Genomic DNA, 16,154 nt, shown 5'->3' with positions numbered 1-16,154 from the left:
TCAAGCGGGGATCAGGTCAGATTGCAGTAAACGTATCGGGGTTAACGCTTGCAGCGCGTCAAAGGTGAGCCCCGGACACAGCTCCAGCACCCGCGGGCCGTCCGGGGTGATATCAATGATTGCCATATCCGAATAGATGCGGCTGACGCAGGCCAACCCGGTCAACGGGTAGCTGCACTGTTCCACCAGCTTGCATTCGCCGGTCTTGGTCAGGTAGTCCATCATCACATAGACTTTGCGCGCGCCGATGGCCAGATCCATGGCGCCGCCCACTGCCGGGATCGCGTCTTCGGCGCCGGTGCTCCAGTTGGCCAGATCGCCGGCAGCCGAGACCTGATACGCCCCCATCACGCAGATATCGAGATGGCCGCCGCGCATCATGGTAAAAGAGTCGGCGTGATGGAAATAACTGCCGCCGGGCAGCAAGGTCACCAGCTCTTTGCCGGCGTTGATGAGTTCCGGATCTTCTTCGCCCGGCGCGGGTGACGGCCCCATGCCGAGCAGGCCGTTTTCGCTGTGCAGAATCACTTCTTTGTCGGCGGGCAGGTAGTTAGCGATGCGGGTCGGCAGCCCGATTCCGAGGTTGACGTAGGCGCCTTCCGGAATATCGCGCGCCACCCGTTGGGCTAATTGGTCGCGGGTTAATTTTTGCATGTTCTACTCCTCAGGCAGAGAGGGAAAAGGTCGCGGGGCGCGCCACCGCCACCAGGCGCTGGACGAAGATGCCCGGCGTTATCACGTTTTCCGGATCCAGTGCGCCCAACGGCACCAATTCAGCCACCTGCGCTATCGTCGTGGCGGCGGCCATCGCCATCACCGGGCCAAAATTACGCGCCGCTTTGCGGTAAACCAGATTGCCCCAGCGGTCACCCCGATGGGCCTTTATCAAGGCGAAATCCGCCTTCAAGGGTGTTTCAAACACGTAATGACGCCCGTCGATTTCACGCGTTTCTTTGCCTTGCGCCAGCGGCGTGCCAAAGGCGGTTGGGGTGAAAATGCCGCCCAACCCGCTGCCGGCGGCCTGCATGCGGGCCGCCAGGTTGCCCTGCGGCACCAGTTCCAGTTCGATCGCGCCGCGGCGATAAAGATCGTCGAAGACCCACGAATCGGCCTGGCGCGGGAAGGAGCAAATCATCTTTCGCACACAGCCGGTCTTGAGCAGCGCCGCGAGGCCGCTGTCGCCGTTGCCGGCGTTATTGCTGATTACCGTCAGCTCGCGGGCACCGCGTTCAATCAGCGCATCGATCAGTTCCAGCGGCTGTCCCGCGGGGCCAAAGCCGCCAATCATGATGCTCGCGCCGTCCGGAATGATGGACACGGCATCTTCCAGGGTGGCCACACTTTTATCGATCATCTGTTGTTCCTTTTGTTCGATGCCCGCCGGGGGGAGTGTCTATCGTCAATGGGAAAAGTAGATCGTCCCTTTCAGGCAAACAATACCGATTATCGAAAAAGTGTGCGATTATCGGCTATTGTTTAACAAAGGTTCGCAGGCTGTGATCGTCGGCACACCGAAATTTCAGGCAGACAGCGGGGTAACGAGAATGGAAAAAGGACAGGAAATTACGCGCAGCAGCACCGATCCCTGGAAGGGGGATCCCGACTTTATGGCCTCTTTGGCGCGAGGATTGGAAGTTCTGCAGGCTTTTACGCCGCAGCGGCGGCTGATGTCGGTATCGCAGATTAGCCAGCGTACCGGCATTCCGCGCGCGGCGGTGCGCCGCTGCCTTTACACCCTGAGTAAACTGGGCTTTGTGTACGCGGAAGACGGCAAGAATTATGAGCTGCGCCCGCGCGTCTTGTCGCTGGGCCATAACTGGCTGGCGGCTTCGCCGTTGGCCAACGCCGCGCAACCGGTGTTGAGGCAACTCAGCCAGACGCTCAATGAGTCCTGTTCCATGGCCATATTGGACGGTGATGACATTCTTTATATCGCCCGCGCATCGACTTCGCGGATCATGACCATCGATTTGCACGTCGGCAGTCGCTTACCTGCCAGCACGACTTCGATGGGGCGAGTTCTGCTGAGCGGGCTCGCCAATGAGCCGTTGAATGACTATTTGGCGCGGCTGACGCAACTGCGTTACACCAGCCATACCCTGGTGAGCGTTAGCGCATTGCGGGAAGAGCTGGCGCGCGTGCGTCAGCAGGGATATGCCATCAACGATCAGGAACTGGAGATTGGCCTGCGTTCACTGGCGGTGCCGCTCACCACGCCGGACGGCCGTATCGCCGCGGCGTTGAACGTCGGTGTGCATGCCAGCCAGGTTTCCGCAGAGCGTTTGTATCAGCACCACTTGCCTTTATTGCGCTCGGCCGCGGAAGAGATATCGCTGCTGTTGCACGACTAATCTTGAACTTTGGGTACCTGCCGGAGTTAACGCCGGTTTTTTACCGCGCCAGGTGAGTCATGCGGTGTTGTACTGTTGCCCGCGGGTAAGGTAATTTGCTGTTGGCAAAGATGACTGACGCGGGGGCCAACGGACATGAACGAGAAAATCGACTATCACATCGAGAAATACCATTTCGCGCCGCTGGATGAGGCCCCGCGGCTTGCGCACCAGTGGCGTGAGGTGCTGAACGAGTGCCGCGAGACGCAGGCCGGGGCGGAAGAGCGTCTGCGCATTGCGCTGCTCAACGTGGACTATGTGACCAGTTTCGAATTGCCGTTTCGCTTATTGCTGGTGCGGGCGCCGCAGCTGATCGCCGGCCTGCGCGATGAGCTGTCGATAAGTCAAAAAAATGTGGTGTTCAACGGCAAGCGTTTCGGCTGTGTCTACAGCCTGAAAAGCGATTTGAGCGGCGTGCCGGAGGCCTTTCAGTACAGCCTGTCGACCCGTATTCATCGAACCTCGGCGTCGGGCGTGGACGCGCTGCCTTACCGGGAAATCGCCAAGGCGCTCAAAGCGCCGCGTGAGCGGCTCAAGCTGGCGCTGGAGCAGGGGCTGCCGGTAACGGCGCTGGATGGATTGTTCTGGTTCGGCATTCAGCGCATTGCCGCCGAGGTGCGCAGGCTAAGAAAAACCGGCATGGCGATCGTGACGGCGGAAACCGAGATCTTCGACACCCTGACCGGCACGACGCGCAAGGTCCCGGTGTACCGCCTGGCCGAGAGTTAATTGTCGTTTCAGCAAAAAGGAGGTTCGAATCAGGAACCTCCTTTACAGTGCCGCTTACCGATAGGCTTCATTGCGCGCGATCGCGTATTTCCCGCTGCCCAGCAGCAGGATGACGACCCCACCCATAAAGAACACCAGTTCGTTTTCAATGCCCCAGGCGCCGACGTCTGTGACGGTAAACACCTTGCCGGTGCCCACCATCAGAAACGCCACCACCAGCGTGAGGGCGTAAACCAGCGCGGCGGGGCGGGTGAACAGCCCCAAAACGATCAGTATCGGCGCCAGGATCTCCCCAACATACACGCCATAGGCAATGAAGGCGGGCAGCCCCTGTTGTTGTAACGCATCGGCGATCCAGCCGATGCCATGCTGAATTTTCGCCACGCCGTGAAACAGCATCAACCCGCCGAAGGTCAGTCTGAGCGCCAACTTACCGGCGTCCGGGCGATCAAAAAGGCGCGTGAATGCCGCATTCAGTGACTTAACCATGACCCTTCCTCCTGAATAGGAATGATTTTCAATCAATATATCAGCAAGGTGAATGCGAAAGATGTTCTGGATCAGTAAAACGGCGGGCTTTACGCCGAATCAGCGGGCGAGGTTCGGCGGGCATTGCGCACGGCAACGCAGGCTGTCCCCGCGACCCAAATCGCGGTAAAATGCAGCAGTTCACCCTATCGCATTCCATCAGGCCGTCGAACCCGCTATGAAAACGCGCAAACCGCGCCGTCCGCCCGGGCGGTGGATCTATTACATCCTGCATGAAGACATGCTGTGGCCCTGCCCGGTCAAATGGGAGTGGGAGAGCGGCTATAACGCCTGGCTGCCGTTTTACTATTCCCCCACGCTGGAGTTCGTCGCCGGCAACCCCGCCCGCGCCACCAAGGTCAGCAGCGGCCGGCGCTAAGCGTGTAGCCCGCCTTGCCGCCCGGCATCCGCTCACCTAAGATCATTGCATCACCCACAGGTTTCCGGGAGCGCCCATGTCTACTCTGTTTCGCACTTCTCTTTGCGGCGCGGTGGCGTTGCTGCTGCTTGCGGGTTGTCAGCAGACGGCGCATAAACCGGCGCCGCCGCTGCAGGCGCAGTTGGATCACATCGCTCTGATGCTGGCCGGCGGGCATTTCCTGCGCGTGGCGTGCGGGCGCAGCGAAGTGCCGGACGATGTGAAATTGCAGCGCACCGCGATGCGTACGGCGCAGCACCGCGGCTGGGACACGCATGCGGCAGGGTATCGGCAGCTGCCGGCGCTCACCCAAGCGCGCTACCTGACTCTGCAGCAGGACAATCAGCTGCTGACGGATAAATGCGCCACGCTCAGCCGCAGCACCGCGCGCTTTATCGCGGCGGCGCAGGCCGATCAGGAAGACTACATGGAGTAGCGTTGCGGCAAGCCTGTCGGGTGCTCGTCACGGGCGCCCAAAAATTCTTTGCAGGATAACGATTTATCGATCATCATTTGAAATGATGTTTCACTTTTATCCACCGAGCCCACCTTGAACCTGTATGCCGCCCTGCGTCAGCGCGTGGAAAATACGCCCTGGTACGCCAAACGGAAAAGCTACCGCGTGCTGTTCTGGCGCGAGATCACGCCGCTGGCGGTGCCGATCTTCCTGGAGAACGCCTGCGTGCTGCTGATGGGGGTGCTGAGCACCTTTCTGGTGAGCTGGCTCGGCAAAGAGGCGATGGCCGGGGTGGGGCTGGCGGACAGCTTCAACATGGTGATCATCGCCTTTTTCGCCGCGGTGGATCTCGGCACCACCGTGGTGGTGGCCTTCAGCCTCGGCAAGCGGGATCGCAGGCGCGCGCGGGCGGCGGCGCGTCAGTCGCTGGTCTTGATGACCGGCGTGGCGCTGCTGTTGGCGGCGGGCATTCATCTGGCGGGCGAACCGATCATCGATGTGATCGCCGGCGCGGCCTCGCCGGAAGTGAAAGCGCTGGCGCTCTCTTACCTGCAGACCACGGTGTGGAGCTACCCGGCGGCGGCGATTGCGCTGATCGGCAGCGGCGCCCTGCGCGGCGCGGGCAACACCAAGATCCCGCTGCTGATCAATGGCGGCATGAATATCCTCAATATCATCATCAGCAGCATCCTGATTTACGGCATGCTGGGTTGGCACGGGCTGGGCTTCGTCGGCGCCGGGCTGGGGCTGACGATTTCCCGCTATATCGGCGCCATCGCCATTCTCTATGTGCTGGCGATCGGTTTTAACCCGGCGCTGCACATCGCGCTGAAAAGCTATTTCACGCCGCTGAAGATGAGCATCCTGTGGGAAGTGCTGGGGATCGGCATTCCCGCCAGCGTTGAATCGGTATTGTTCAACGGCGGCAAGCTGTTGACGCAGATGTTCGTCGCCGGCATGGGCACCAACGTGATCGCCGGTAACTTCATCGCCTTCTCCATCGCTTCGTTGATCAACTTGCCGGGCAACGCGTTGGGATCGGCCTCGACCATCATCGTCGGCCGGCGGCTCGGCAAAGGCGAGATCGGCCAGGCGGAGCGGCAGCTGCGCCATATTTTCTGGCTGTCTACCCTTGGGCTAACCGCCATCGCCTGGGGCACGGCGCCGCTGGCCGGGGTATTCGCCGCGTTTTATACCTCGCAGGATGACGTGAAATCGGTGGTGAAAACCCTGATTTGGCTCAACGCCGCCTTTATGCCGATCTGGGCCGCTTCCTGGGTGTTGCCTGCCGGGCTGAAAGGCGCGCGCGATGCCCGCTTTGCCATGTGGGTGACGATGCTGGGCATGTGGGGCTGCCGCGTGGTGGCGGGCTACGCGCTGGGCATTGAACTGGGCATGGGCGTGGTGGGCGTCTGGTTGGGGATGTTCCTCGATTGGGCGGTGCGCGGCGCCTTGTTCTATTGGCGCATGGTCAGCGGGCGCTGGCTGCGGAAATATCCGCGGATGAGGCGAGAGAGGAAAGGTTAACCGTGTATTATCGGGAAACTGCCGGCGCCGATTGAACGGCCGCCGACAAGAAAATGGCGTCGTCAGGAGTGGTGAGTCGAAGGATACCAGCGCAGTGAGTTATTGACAGGGCCTTGGGTGACCAGCACTTTTCCCTTGCCCGCCAGGCTCAGCAGCAAATTGCGCGCCTGATAAATCGTCAAGTCGTTGGACTCGGCCAATTGGCGCGTGGTGGGCCATTCGCCGGGGGGCGGCGGCGGCGTTTCCCTGGCTGAAGGGCACAGGTTGTGTAGCGTCGTGAGTAAATGTTGCTGCAGGTTCTGCAATTCTTGTTGTTTTGAGATGCGTTTTGCCATGTAAGCCTCCCTTAAACTTCAGGTGAGTTTTGATATAGCGGTAAAAGATGGGTCAGAGAATAGTGCCGGTTGCCGACAAGACGCTCCTGAGCTATTCCCGGACGGCCGTCTGAACCTGATATTTTCGCCGCTATAACCCGGCGGCGCGCAAGGGGCAGGATGGAGAATGCCGTTGCCGGGGGCCCGGCAGGCTGTGTGTATTGGCTGTATTTCATTGTTTTGCTCCATGGTGTACTTCCGAGCCTGGTTTTCACCTGTTCGGATCGTTAAGTCTTCCTTCTCTTTCTCGGCGCATTATAACGCAAATAGCAAAATGGCGATCGTTAATGTCGTGGAAAATATGTTTTTCGATACAATTTACTGGTGTTATTGCTTTTACGATCTGTTGTCTCGCAAAAATATATTCGTCTCGTGGTTTTTGGGCTTATATTTTGTATTTATTGGTTTTGATTAAAATGGCTTTCCAAGGTGTGAGTGTTTTTGTAAGAATAACCAGGCCAAAATGAGCGGGTAAGACGGAACTTATTTTAAATATCTCTGAAGGGTAAGTCTTTAGACGATCTTTATTTAAGCGTGTTTTTCTTTTGCCTGTTTAGCTATTCGTTTATAACCCTAATTGGGTGGTAATGAATTGACAGTCGCGATTTCACAATTGCGACGTCTTTCTTTTTGGCGAAGAGTAATACCGTTATTCATTCTGGAATGTATAAATGGCTGTTAAAGGAACGGGAGCAATCCTGCGCTTTTTACACAATATTAAAGGAATAAGTGAATTATGAAACTGAACAAAATCATGCTGGCAACTATTCTGGCGTTTGGCGTGTCTTCTCTGGCGAATGCCGCCGATCAGGGTCATGGCAAAGTGACTTTTACCGGTTCTATTATTGATGCTCCTTGCTCCATTGCGCCTGAATCGGTCGATCAAACTGTGGAAATGGGGCAGATTTCCAATGTCGCGCTGAAAAATGGCGGCAAATCAGCGCCGCGTCAGTTCGATATTAAACTGGAACAGTGCGACACCTCCACGCTGAAAACCGTCACCACCACTTTTGACGGCAAGGCTTCCGCCGCGAACCCTGATCTGCTGGGCATCATCGGTACCGCCAGCGGCGCCAGCATCGCCATTACCGACATGGCGAGCAATCCGATCAAACTGGGCACCGCAACGGCTCCTCAGACGTTGAACGACGGCAACAATACGCTGCGCTTCGCGGCTTACCTGCAGGGTGACGGCGCTTCCGCCACCGTGGTTCCAGGTGATTTCACCGCCGTAGCCGATTTCAAACTGGCTTACCAATAAGTCTCATCGCCATTGGCGTGACGTCTTTTATGCATGCGGGATATCCCGCATGCATTTTCCCAGGATGAAGGGTATTTGTCAGGGGTATTCAATGAACCGGTTTATTTACCATTTAGTGTCTCCTTGCATATTGATGACCATGCTAGTTATTCCGGCCACTCAGGCTGCTCCCAAGGTTCAGGGATGGGGGCGAGTGAATATGCAAGGAGCCATTATCGATACCGCTTGCGCCATTGCCGCCGGCAGTCGCGATCAGACTATCGATATGGATGTGTTGCCGCTGGGAAATATTGCGCGCGATGGACAGGGCAATACGCGCCCATTCACCATCGAATTAATCAACTGCACGTTTGAACGGCCAAAGCCCAATTTGCCGAACTGGAAGCAATTCCAGGTTGTTTTTGACGGCGATGCCGATGGCGAGTTATTCGGCGTGCGCGGAGACGCGAAGGGTGTGGCGCTGCAAATATCCGATGGCCAAGGGAATATCGCGGCGCCCGGCGTGCCTTTGCCGCGTGGCGATATTTCACCAGGAAGCATGTCGCTCAATTATTCCATCAAGCTGGTTGCCAATAAGCAACCGCTGCATGCCGGAAGCTATTTTTCTGCGGTGCGCTTCAAGCTGGATTATTACTGAAGTTTTTATTACGGCTTACGGTGGGCCGCAACGACGGAAATATACGATAAAGGTTAGGGATATGATGTTATCACCTGCTGGGAAGCTATTTCGATTTCAGGTTTTGGGGTTATGTATCACGCTGGCACTGGGAAGTTCATCAACGCGTGTTTACGCTGAAGACGGTATTCAATTTAATACCGATATTCTGGATGTTAACGATCGGAAAAATATCGACCTAAGCCAATTTTCCCGCAGCGGCTACATTATGCCGGGGAGTTACAGCATGGTGGTTCATATCAATAAAAACGAACTGCCGGAGCAAAAAATATCGTTTTATCCGCCGGACAGCGATCCGGACGGCAGCCGGGCCTGCATCACCAAAGCGTTGGTCGAACAATTGGGGCTGAAGCAAGAGATGATGCGATCGCTCAGCTGGTGGCATCAGGGTGAGTGTCTGGACGAATCCAGCCTGAAAGGCATGGCGTCGCGCGGCGATCTTGCGACGGCTGCGCTCTATCTGAGCGTGCCGCAGGCTTATATGGAGTACAGCTCGGAAGACTGGGATCCGCCGTCGCGCTGGGATGAGGGCATTCCGGGGTTGTTGTTCGACTATAACCTCAATGCTCAAAGCCGGCATCAGCAAAAGGAGGGCACTCGCGAGTATAGCGTCAGCGGCAACGGTACCGCCGGCGCCAATCTCGGCGCCTGGCGTCTTCGCGCCGACTGGCAGGGGCAGCTTAACCATCAAACCGGTGTCGGGCAGCCTACCGATAAGAAGTTGGAGTGGAGCCGCTATTACGCCTACCGCGCCATCCCCGCGCTGCGTTCGCGCCTGACGCTGGGTGAAGACTATTTGGATTCGGGCATTTTCGAGAGCTTCCGTTTTTCAGGCGCGAGTCTGGTCTCCGACGACAATATGCTGCCGCCCAACCTGCGCGGCTATGCGCCAGAGGTGGTCGGCGTGGCCAAAACCAACGCCAAGGTGACCATCAGTCAGCAGGGGCGGGTCATTTATGAAACCCAGGTGGCGGCGGGGCCGTTCCGTATTCAGGACATCAATGACGCCATCTCCGGCGAGTTGGATGTGCGGGTGGAAGAACAGGACGGCAGCGTACAGGCGTTCAAGATGAACACCGCCAGCATTCCGTATCTGACCCGCCCGGGCTCGTGGCGTTTCAAACTGGCGGCGGGCAAGCCGTCCGACTGGCAACACCACGCTCGCGGGCCGCTGTTTGGCACCGGCGAATTCTCATGGGGCATCAGCAACGGCTGGTCGTTGTATGGCGGCGCGTTGGCGGGCGGCGATTATAACGCCCTTTCGCTGGGCGTGGGGCGCGATCTGATGATGTTCGGCGCGCTGTCGTTCGACGCCACCCAATCGCGGGCGCGCCTGCCGCAGCAGGAAAAAACGCTGAGCGGCGGTTCTTACCGGGTGAGCTATTCGAAAACCTTCGATGAGTTGGACAGCCAGGTCACCTTCGCCGGCTACCGTTTCTCGGAAGAAGACTACATGAGTATGAGCGAATACCTCGACGCGCGTTATTACGGTAATCGGGTCGGCAACAACAAGGAGATGTACACCATCACCTTTAACAAGCAGTTCCGCGACTGGGGGTTGAGCACCTACCTCAACTACAACCATCAGACTTATTGGGATCGCCCGGCCAATGACCGTTACAGCCTGACGGCGTCGCGCTATTTCGACATCGGCGACTTCAAAAACCTAAGCCTGTCGTTGTCGGCTTATCGCAACCGTTACAACGAGACCAACGACGACGGCATGTATCTGTCGCTGTCAATGCCGTGGGGCAATGGTGCCACTCTCAGCTACAACACCACGGTGAATCGCAACGACAACACTCATCGCGTGGGGTACTACAACCGCGTCGACGAACACAACAACTATCAGGTGAGCGCCGGCAGCGCGCGTAGCGGCGCCAATTTGAACGGCTACTACAACCACGAGGGCGACGTGGCGCGTCTGAGCGCCAACGCCAGCTATCAGGCCGGGCGCTACAGCGCCGTTGGCCTGTCCGCGCAGGGAGGGATGACCGTCACGCAGGAAGGCGGCGCGCTGCATCGCTCTACCGTTATGGGCGGTACGCGCCTGTTGCTGGACACCAACGGCGTAGCCGGGGTACCGGTGCGCGGCTACGGCAGCACCGTGAGCACCAACCGCTTCGGCAAGGCGGTGGTGGCGGACGTCAACAGTTATTACCGCAACAAGGCCAGCATCGATCTGAACAAGCTGGGAGACAACGCCGAGGCCACCCGATCGGTGGTGCAGGCCACCCTGACGGAAGGGGCGATTGGCTACCGCAAGTTCGATGTGATCGCCGGTGAGAAGGCAATGGCGATCGTCAAACTGGCGGACGGCAGTACGCCGCCGTTCGGCGCTACGGTGTTGAACGCCCGCAAACAGGAAACCGGCATCGTCAACGACGGCGGCAGCGTCTACCTGAGCGGCATCAACGCCGGTGAAACCATGACGGTCCACTGGAATGGCGCCGCACAGTGCCAAATACAGCTGCCGTCTTCGCTGCCGGCCGACATGCTGATGCGCACATTGTTGCTGCCTTGCCGGCCGCTCGCCCCGGCTGAATAAATTCATCATTCTGAATCTGGAGTAATCGACAACATGCAGAACATTTCCCTGAAGACCGCGGCGGCGATCGCCCTGTTGAGCATAGCGATGTCGCAGCAGGCATCGGCGGCGATCGCGCTCGATCGTACCCGGGTGATCTTTGACGGCGGCCAGAGCTCGGTCAGCCTGAACCTCAGCAACCAGAACAAACAGCTGCCGTATCTGGCGCAGGGTTGGCTGGAGGACGAGCAGGGCAACAAGATTCAGAGCCCGCTGGTGGTGCTGCCGCCGGTGCAGCGCATCGAGCCGGGCAAACCGAGCCAGATAAAGATTCAGGCGCTGCCGGCGGCCAAACAGCTGCCGCAGGATCGCGAGAGCCTGTACTACTTCAATTTGCGCGAGATCCCGCCGAAGAGCGACAAACCGAACACGCTGCAGATCGCGCTGCAAACGCGCATCAAGCTGTTTTACCGGCCGACGGCGATCGTGCCGAGCCGCGCCGACATGGCGACGCCGTGGCAAGAGCAACTGACACTGACGCGGCAGGGAGACGGCTATCAGGTCAATAACCCGACCCCTTATTACATCACCATTGTCGATGCCGGGAGCAAAAAGCACGGCGAAGGCGCGCAGGGTTTCGAGCCCTTCATGATCGCGCCCAAGAGCAATGCGCGGCTGACCGTGAGCGCGGCGGCCCTGGGCGGTAGCCCGGTGCTGACCTATATCAACGACTACGGCGGCCGGCCGCAGCTCAGTTTCAGCTGCAGCGGCGGCAGTTGCAAAGTGGTGCCGGAAAAGAAACCGGCTTCATAACCCTCTGTTCAGGCCGTTATCGACGGGAGAGTGACTCAGGTGCAAAGGATGAAACGAAAACTGAAAAAGGACAGCCTGCCGCAGCGCTGCGAATGGCGCTATTACGCCGCGATGGGCGGCCTGGCGCTGATGTTGCCGCTGCTATTGCCGAAAGCCGTCGCGGCCGACAACTGGCAGGTGGAAGGCGCCAACGGCGTGTTGCAGGTGCGCGGCGCGCTGACGGAGAGTGCCTGTCGGTTGGAGATGACCAGCGCGCGGCAGGATATTTGGCTGGGGGAAACCGGCACCGCACGCTTGCGGCAGGCCGGCGATCGCGGGCTGCCGGTGGCGTTCGAGCTGCGTCTGCAAGATTGTCTGCGCGCCTCGACCAGCCAGCGCGATGCGCGCACCGGCGCGCTGACCTGGGCGCCGAACCAACCGGCGGTGACGGTCAGCTTCGGCGCGCCGGCGGATATGGACAACCCACAGTTGGTGAAAGCGCAGGGCGTGTCTGGTCTGGGGCTGCGCCTGCTGGACGGCCGCGGCCGCGACGTTCGCCTGGGCAGCCGCGGTGAGCCGCTGATGCTGACGCCGGGGCAGAATACCTTGAGCTACACCGTCGCGCCGGAGCGAACCGCGGCGCCGTTGATGGCCGGCGCTTATCGGGCGGCGGTGGATTTTAGGCTGAGTTATGACTGAGGCGGCGAGATGGCGCAGATGATGAAACGAAGCCGAACGGCGCTCTGGCTGGCGGGGCTGTTGGCGCTGGTTCAACTGTCGGCTGAGGCGAACACCCTGGTGAACGTGCGGGTCACCGTGCTTTCCCCTCCCTGCGTTATCAACGGTGGGCAGCCTATCGAGGTGAATTTCGGCGATGAAGTGATGACCACCCGGATCGACGGCAGCAACTATCGGCGGCCGGTGAACTATACGCTGACGTGCAACGGGCAGAGCAGCAACGCTCTCAAACTGCAGGTTCAGGGGGCGGCGGCCGGTTTCGACGGTCAATTGTTGCGCACCAGCCAGGACGGACTGGGCATCGCGCTGCTTCACGGGGGCGGCCGCTGGCCGATCAATCAGTGGTTGAGTTTTACCTATCCCGTCACGCCGACGCTTGAGGCGGTGCCGGTGAAATCGGCCACTGCCAAACTGACGGCGGGCGAATTCACCGCCGGCGCGACGATGAAAGTGGACTATCAGTAACGCAGGAGCTAGAGCATGAAACAGCGTTTAACGGCGAGCGTGCTGCTGTGCGCCGGCGTGGTGTGCCACTTCGCCTGGGCGGAAAAAACGGTCGATATGCAGTTCCGCGGCACGCTGATCGAGCCGCCGCCCTGCACCATCAACGATGATGGCGTGATCGATGTGGATTTCGGCGATCGCGTCGGTATCAATAAGGTCGACGGCGTGAATTACCGGCAAACCATCGGCTATCGCATTACCTGCGAGCCGGGGATCGGCAAGTGGGACATGATGTTGCGCCTGAACGGCACGGCGACCTCTTTCGATGAGGCGGCGGTGCAAACCAACCACCGTTATCTGGGCATTCGCATTTACCAAAATGCCGCGCCATTCAAAGTGGGCAGTTCGCTGCCCATCGATCCGCTCAAGCCGCCGGTGCTGGAAGCGGTGCCGGTCGGCAAGGCGGGGGAAACCTTGACGGAAGGGGCGTTCGACGCCACGGCGACCCTGCAGGCTGACTACCAGTGAAGGAGGGAACACGTATGAAAATGACGCCAAGACGCCGCTGGGCGACGGCGGGGCTGTTGCTGTTTTCACTGGGCGCGAGCGGCATGGTGCGAGCGGCGGACAATCTGTATATGCACGGCGCGCTGGTGGCGGAGCCCTGTGTCATTCAGCCGGGCGACGAAGATATCCAACTGGATTTCGGCACCGTGGTCGACAAATACCTGTACCTGAATCAGCGCACGTTGAGCCAACCGTTCGAGCTGCGGCTGTCCGAATGCGATCTGAGTCTGGGAAAAACGGTGTCGATCACCTTCAAGGGCGAGGAAAACCCGCAGTTGCCGGGGTTGTTGGCGCTGGCGGCGAGCAGCGAGGCCAGCGGGATCGCCATCGGCATGGAAACCGCGCAAGGGCGGCCATTGCCGCTCAACAGCGCCGGCGGCAAATACCCGTTGCAGAACGGCAGTACGGTGATCGCCGTGCAGGCTTATGTGCGGGGCGAACCGGAGGCGCTGGCGAAGAAGACCATCGGTCGCGGCGCGTTCAACGCCATTGCGACTTTCAACCTGGACTATCAATAAACGCCGGGCCGGCCCGGTATTCGGCAAAACAGAATAAGGACCTGACGCGATGCAGCGTGCTCACTTCAGATGGATGTCTCTACTGCTTGGCCTGGCGCCGGGGCTGTGCTCGGCACAAATCTATTCGTACGTCACCCAAAGCACCGGCTCTCCCTCCAACGCTAGCTATAAGTTCGTGCTTGAAAGCTGGGATATGGACGACCTGTCGCCCAATCCCTGCTATCAGCAGGCAAATTGCGCTATCGGCATTAACCACCGGCATACCAGCACCAACACCGGGGGCACATCTTCGGTGTCACCGTCTGCCTACGTTGTCGGCTCGACGCGTTATCCGCAAATTACTCAATTGGCGACGATGGGCGAGCTCAGCCGTTTTTATCAAAGCATCTATCCGTTGCCGATACAGGGGAGCACTTCGCACGTGGGGGAGTCGATCACTCAGGAGTGCGTCGGGTTGTTTTACAACACGCGTTCTGGTTCCGTGGTAACGGGGAGCAATGCGCGCCTGATGCCCAGCAGCGTCTGCGGCATCGCGCCGCCGCCGGTCGGGGTGTGCGGCATTGATGAGCAGCAGCTCGATTTGAACCATGGCGTGCTGCAGGACACTGAACTGGCGGGTAATACCGCGCGCGGCAGTCTGCGGGTGGTGTGTTCGCAGAAGATGAATATCGTCATGTATATCCGCACCGGCAGCAGCGGCCGTTTGGATCTGGGCAACAACTCGGGCGTCTACAGCACGCTGCGCATCAATGGCGTGTTGGGCAATCAGGGGTATCCGTTCACTGCCGACACGAGCGGCATCACGTTGCCGGTCACTTCAACGCTCGGCGTGACCGGAACGGTCAAAGCCGGTGATTACTCTGGGCAGTCGGTCGCCATTCTGGCGCTGCCGTAGCCGCTTGGTCGCGCTTAAGGCCGCGTATCACCGCAAGGCCGTCATCGGTCTTTTTATCGCTGATAAGCGGAAAGGATGACGTGCATCTGGGTGCGAAAAGGGAGATTTCATGGAGAAGGTACCGATGGGAAATAGTCTGTCCCTGGCGTTCATCGATAACGACCGCTTTTTTATTGAAGGGCTGCAGCGGGTGCTGCTGTCTTATTTTGCCCGCAGGGCGATTCCGGTTCGATTGCTGGATCCCGCCGCGGCGGCGCAGGCGGATATGGTGTTCCAGTCCGTGGAAAGGGATTGGCAGGCGCGATTCTGCCTGCGTGCCGCGGAGGGCGGTAAACAGATTAATTTTTCTCTGCGTGCGCCGGATGACACCCGTTGGCGCGACAAGCCGCGCTGCATCAGCGAATCGGGTGTGATCTTTCGCAACGATACGATCGGCCTCGTGCTGAGCCGGGTGGAACAGGCGCTGGCGTTGCAGACGTCTGATAGCGAAGCGCGCCGCTGTTATTGGTGCGAGCGACAGCGCATTACCCGCCGCGAACAGGATGTGATGCGCTATCTGGCCTGGGAAATGCCGCCGACGGCGATAGCGCGTTATTTGGCGTTGAGCGTGAAGACCGTCAGTAACCACAAACAGGCAGCGATGAGAAAACTGGGGTTCAAGCGCAACGTCGATTTATACCACTGGCTGCGGCAAGGGGGCCTGAAAACCGTAGAGCGGTCGCGAGGAGAGGGGTGCGGTTCAGGTGCGCGGCTTGGCGCCGGAACCGCTGCGGCGTCAATACAGCAGCGTCATCGCGCTGAAGAACAGTAGCGTCAACACGATGATGATGACGTTTTGTGTGGCTTTGCGCACCAGTTTGCTGGCGCTCAGCCGGCTGTCGATGATGTAGAGCAGCGGCACCATCAACAGCACGTAGGCGAACATCAGCATGGCGGTAAAGGGCTGCAGGTTCATTCATGCTCCTCTTGTGCGTCATCATGGCCGACCAGGTGCACCAGCACGGCCTCCGTCTGATGGGGCAAACCAATAAAATGCGCAGTGGCGGGGGAGTTCGCCGCGAGCGGCAGAGCGGCGCGCCGCGTCTTCACCGCCGCTTGCAGAATTTTCTTTCGATGCTTCCGAGTATGGTCGACCATGCGCCTCCGAATAAAGCCGCCCGCAGGCGGCCGATCGTTGTATTGCCCATTAAGCTAGAGAAGGATTTCGGGCCGCTGCCGGGGCCACGCACTCATAATATTGCGAATGATAACCATTATCAATATTGAGAGTAAAAAATTAAGGGTATTACGAGGGGCAGTCGGCGGTGCGGGAA

21 protein-coding genes are annotated in these 16,154 nt (G+C 59.1%); 15 read left to right on the top strand and 6 right to left on the bottom strand.

The features are described from left to right. Together REA38_RS00660 and REA38_RS00655 are read right to left on the bottom strand one after the other, a co-directional pair. Complete coding sequence (locus REA38_RS00660; protein WP_047571456.1) at window positions 1-654, bottom strand: 3-oxoacid CoA-transferase subunit B; 654 nt, start codon at window positions 652-654, stop codon at window positions 1-3. 10 nt (window positions 655-664) lie between these two features. Next, on the bottom strand, window positions 665-1,354 hold the full coding sequence (locus REA38_RS00655) for a 3-oxoacid CoA-transferase subunit A (protein WP_033647888.1): 690 nt from the start codon (window positions 1,352-1,354) through the stop codon (window positions 665-667). Window positions 1,355-1,544: 190 nt separating this feature from the next. On the opposite strand from REA38_RS00655, the gene REA38_RS00650 reads away from it, so the two are divergent. Then, the gene (locus REA38_RS00650) at window positions 1,545-2,351 is read left to right on the top strand and encodes an IclR family transcriptional regulator C-terminal domain-containing protein (protein ID WP_033635136.1); all 807 of its coding nucleotides are present in this window, start codon (window positions 1,545-1,547) and stop codon (window positions 2,349-2,351) included. Between the two features lie 135 nt (window positions 2,352-2,486). Continuing rightward, complete coding sequence (locus tag REA38_RS00645; RefSeq protein ID WP_033647887.1) at window positions 2,487-3,119, top strand: helix-turn-helix domain-containing protein; 633 nt, start codon at window positions 2,487-2,489, stop codon at window positions 3,117-3,119. A 54-nt stretch (window positions 3,120-3,173) separates the two neighbouring features. On the opposite strand, the gene REA38_RS00640 is transcribed toward REA38_RS00645, so the two are convergent. Continuing rightward, window positions 3,174-3,608, bottom strand: a complete 435-nt coding sequence (locus REA38_RS00640; protein ID WP_039565328.1) for a DoxX family protein — start codon at window positions 3,606-3,608, stop codon at window positions 3,174-3,176. Window positions 3,609-3,825: 217 nt separating this feature from the next. On the opposite strand from REA38_RS00640, the gene REA38_RS00635 reads away from it, so the two are divergent. The 3 genes from REA38_RS00635 to REA38_RS00625 all read left to right on the top strand — a co-directional run bounded on the left by REA38_RS00635 (window position 3,826) and on the right by REA38_RS00625 (window position 6,049). Continuing rightward, a complete protein-coding gene (locus tag REA38_RS00635) occupies window positions 3,826-4,026 on the top strand; it encodes a hypothetical protein (RefSeq protein ID WP_015378375.1) in 201 nt (66 codons plus the stop codon). A 76-nt stretch (window positions 4,027-4,102) separates the two neighbouring features. Further along, window positions 4,103-4,501 carry a type II secretion system pilot lipoprotein GspS gene (gspS, locus tag REA38_RS00630; RefSeq protein WP_308884547.1) on the top strand — a complete coding sequence of 133 codons (399 nt, stop codon included), beginning with the start codon at window positions 4,103-4,105 and terminating at the stop codon, window positions 4,499-4,501. A 114-nt stretch (window positions 4,502-4,615) separates the two neighbouring features. Next, window positions 4,616-6,049 (top strand): EmmdR/YeeO family multidrug/toxin efflux MATE transporter, encoded by a 1,434-nt coding sequence (locus tag REA38_RS00625; protein ID WP_126192927.1) that lies wholly within the window; start codon window positions 4,616-4,618, stop codon window positions 6,047-6,049. Window positions 6,050-6,111: 62 nt separating this feature from the next. Here REA38_RS00625 and REA38_RS00620 read toward each other — a convergent pair whose 3' ends face one another. Then, complete coding sequence (locus tag REA38_RS00620; RefSeq protein WP_033647885.1) at window positions 6,112-6,384, bottom strand: hypothetical protein; 273 nt, start codon at window positions 6,382-6,384, stop codon at window positions 6,112-6,114. 775 nt (window positions 6,385-7,159) lie between these two features. Here REA38_RS00620 and REA38_RS00615 point away from each other — a divergent pair. From REA38_RS00615 to REA38_RS00570, 10 genes are all read left to right on the top strand, one after another. Next, complete coding sequence (locus tag REA38_RS00615) at window positions 7,160-7,684, top strand: fimbrial protein (protein WP_308884545.1); 525 nt, start codon at window positions 7,160-7,162, stop codon at window positions 7,682-7,684. A 91-nt stretch (window positions 7,685-7,775) separates the two neighbouring features. Next, complete coding sequence (locus tag REA38_RS00610; RefSeq protein WP_033647884.1) at window positions 7,776-8,321, top strand: fimbrial protein; 546 nt, start codon at window positions 7,776-7,778, stop codon at window positions 8,319-8,321. 61 nt (window positions 8,322-8,382) lie between these two features. Further along, window positions 8,383-10,908: an outer membrane usher protein gene (locus REA38_RS00605; RefSeq protein WP_049197304.1), complete on the top strand. Its 2,526-nt coding sequence runs from the start codon at window positions 8,383-8,385 to the stop codon at window positions 10,906-10,908. A 33-nt stretch (window positions 10,909-10,941) separates the two neighbouring features. Further along, the gene (locus REA38_RS00600) at window positions 10,942-11,700 is read left to right on the top strand and encodes a fimbria/pilus periplasmic chaperone (protein ID WP_060430544.1); all 759 of its coding nucleotides are present in this window, start codon (window positions 10,942-10,944) and stop codon (window positions 11,698-11,700) included. A gap of 48 nt (window positions 11,701-11,748) precedes the next feature. After that, entirely contained in the window at window positions 11,749-12,378 is a 630-nt protein-coding gene (locus REA38_RS00595) for a fimbrial protein (RefSeq protein WP_194243208.1), read from the top strand. A gap of 21 nt (window positions 12,379-12,399) precedes the next feature. Then, complete coding sequence (locus REA38_RS00590) at window positions 12,400-12,882, top strand: fimbrial protein (RefSeq protein WP_033638535.1); 483 nt, start codon at window positions 12,400-12,402, stop codon at window positions 12,880-12,882. Between the two features lie 15 nt (window positions 12,883-12,897). Then, window positions 12,898-13,389, top strand: a complete 492-nt coding sequence (locus REA38_RS00585; RefSeq protein ID WP_050438937.1) for a fimbrial protein — start codon at window positions 12,898-12,900, stop codon at window positions 13,387-13,389. A gap of 14 nt (window positions 13,390-13,403) precedes the next feature. Then, window positions 13,404-13,946, top strand: a complete 543-nt coding sequence (locus REA38_RS00580) for a fimbrial protein (protein WP_371317395.1) — start codon at window positions 13,404-13,406, stop codon at window positions 13,944-13,946. A gap of 73 nt (window positions 13,947-14,019) precedes the next feature. Continuing rightward, complete coding sequence (locus REA38_RS00575; protein ID WP_308884536.1) at window positions 14,020-14,841, top strand: adhesin; 822 nt, start codon at window positions 14,020-14,022, stop codon at window positions 14,839-14,841. Window positions 14,842-14,950: 109 nt separating this feature from the next. After that, a complete protein-coding gene (locus REA38_RS00570) occupies window positions 14,951-15,652 on the top strand; it encodes a LuxR C-terminal-related transcriptional regulator (protein ID WP_079656596.1) in 702 nt (233 codons plus the stop codon). Here REA38_RS00570 and REA38_RS00565 read toward each other — a convergent pair. Both REA38_RS00565 and REA38_RS00560 read right to left on the bottom strand, forming a co-directional pair. Further along, the gene (locus tag REA38_RS00565; RefSeq protein WP_033635123.1) at window positions 15,617-15,796 is read right to left on the bottom strand and encodes a hypothetical protein; all 180 of its coding nucleotides are present in this window, start codon (window positions 15,794-15,796) and stop codon (window positions 15,617-15,619) included. The two genes, REA38_RS00570 and REA38_RS00565, sit on opposite strands and share 36 nt — an antisense overlap. After that, window positions 15,793-15,978, bottom strand: coding sequence for a hypothetical protein (locus REA38_RS00560; protein WP_033638531.1), 186 nt, complete (start codon window positions 15,976-15,978; stop codon window positions 15,793-15,795). Before REA38_RS00560 ends, REA38_RS00565 begins: the two co-directional genes overlap by 4 nt. Between the last annotated feature and the right edge of the window lie 176 nt (window positions 15,979-16,154).

The sequence above is a fragment of the Serratia sp. MF1(2023) genome (genome assembly GCF_030954545.1).
Taxonomy (GTDB): domain Bacteria; phylum Pseudomonadota; class Gammaproteobacteria; order Enterobacterales; family Enterobacteriaceae; genus Serratia; species Serratia sarumanii.
Note: the sequence above shows the minus strand (reverse complement) of the source record. Positions and strands in the feature narration are given on the sequence as shown.

What these genes read in the sequence shown, in the direction of transcription:
- REA38_RS00660 (WP_047571456.1), bottom strand. Translation starts at nt 654, where the DNA reads ATGCAAAAATTAACCCGCGACCAATTAGCCCAACGGGTGGCGCGCGAT.
- REA38_RS00655 (WP_033647888.1), bottom strand. Translation starts at nt 1,354, where the DNA reads ATGATCGATAAAAGTGTGGCCACCCTGGAAGATGCCGTGTCCATCATT.
- REA38_RS00650 (WP_033635136.1), top strand. Translation starts at nt 1,545, where the DNA reads ATGGAAAAAGGACAGGAAATTACGCGCAGCAGCACCGATCCCTGGAAG.
- REA38_RS00645 (WP_033647887.1), top strand. Translation starts at nt 2,487, where the DNA reads ATGAACGAGAAAATCGACTATCACATCGAGAAATACCATTTCGCGCCG.
- REA38_RS00640 (WP_039565328.1), bottom strand. Translation starts at nt 3,608, where the DNA reads ATGGTTAAGTCACTGAATGCGGCATTCACGCGCCTTTTTGATCGCCCG.
- REA38_RS00635 (WP_015378375.1), top strand. Translation starts at nt 3,826, where the DNA reads ATGAAAACGCGCAAACCGCGCCGTCCGCCCGGGCGGTGGATCTATTAC.
- gspS (WP_308884547.1), top strand. Translation starts at nt 4,103, where the DNA reads ATGTCTACTCTGTTTCGCACTTCTCTTTGCGGCGCGGTGGCGTTGCTG.
- REA38_RS00620 (WP_033647885.1), bottom strand. Translation starts at nt 6,384, where the DNA reads ATGGCAAAACGCATCTCAAAACAACAAGAATTGCAGAACCTGCAGCAA.
- REA38_RS00615 (WP_308884545.1), top strand. Translation starts at nt 7,160, where the DNA reads ATGAAACTGAACAAAATCATGCTGGCAACTATTCTGGCGTTTGGCGTG.
- REA38_RS00610 (WP_033647884.1), top strand. Translation starts at nt 7,776, where the DNA reads ATGAACCGGTTTATTTACCATTTAGTGTCTCCTTGCATATTGATGACC.
- REA38_RS00605 (WP_049197304.1), top strand. Translation starts at nt 8,383, where the DNA reads ATGATGTTATCACCTGCTGGGAAGCTATTTCGATTTCAGGTTTTGGGG.
- REA38_RS00600 (WP_060430544.1), top strand. Translation starts at nt 10,942, where the DNA reads ATGCAGAACATTTCCCTGAAGACCGCGGCGGCGATCGCCCTGTTGAGC.
- REA38_RS00595 (WP_194243208.1), top strand. Translation starts at nt 11,749, where the DNA reads ATGAAACGAAAACTGAAAAAGGACAGCCTGCCGCAGCGCTGCGAATGG.
- REA38_RS00590 (WP_033638535.1), top strand. Translation starts at nt 12,400, where the DNA reads ATGAAACGAAGCCGAACGGCGCTCTGGCTGGCGGGGCTGTTGGCGCTG.
- REA38_RS00585 (WP_050438937.1), top strand. Translation starts at nt 12,898, where the DNA reads ATGAAACAGCGTTTAACGGCGAGCGTGCTGCTGTGCGCCGGCGTGGTG.
- REA38_RS00580 (WP_371317395.1), top strand. Translation starts at nt 13,404, where the DNA reads ATGAAAATGACGCCAAGACGCCGCTGGGCGACGGCGGGGCTGTTGCTG.
- REA38_RS00575 (WP_308884536.1), top strand. Translation starts at nt 14,020, where the DNA reads ATGTCTCTACTGCTTGGCCTGGCGCCGGGGCTGTGCTCGGCACAAATC.
- REA38_RS00570 (WP_079656596.1), top strand. Translation starts at nt 14,951, where the DNA reads ATGGAGAAGGTACCGATGGGAAATAGTCTGTCCCTGGCGTTCATCGAT.
- REA38_RS00565 (WP_033635123.1), bottom strand. Translation starts at nt 15,796, where the DNA reads ATGAACCTGCAGCCCTTTACCGCCATGCTGATGTTCGCCTACGTGCTG.
- REA38_RS00560 (WP_033638531.1), bottom strand. Translation starts at nt 15,978, where the DNA reads ATGGTCGACCATACTCGGAAGCATCGAAAGAAAATTCTGCAAGCGGCG.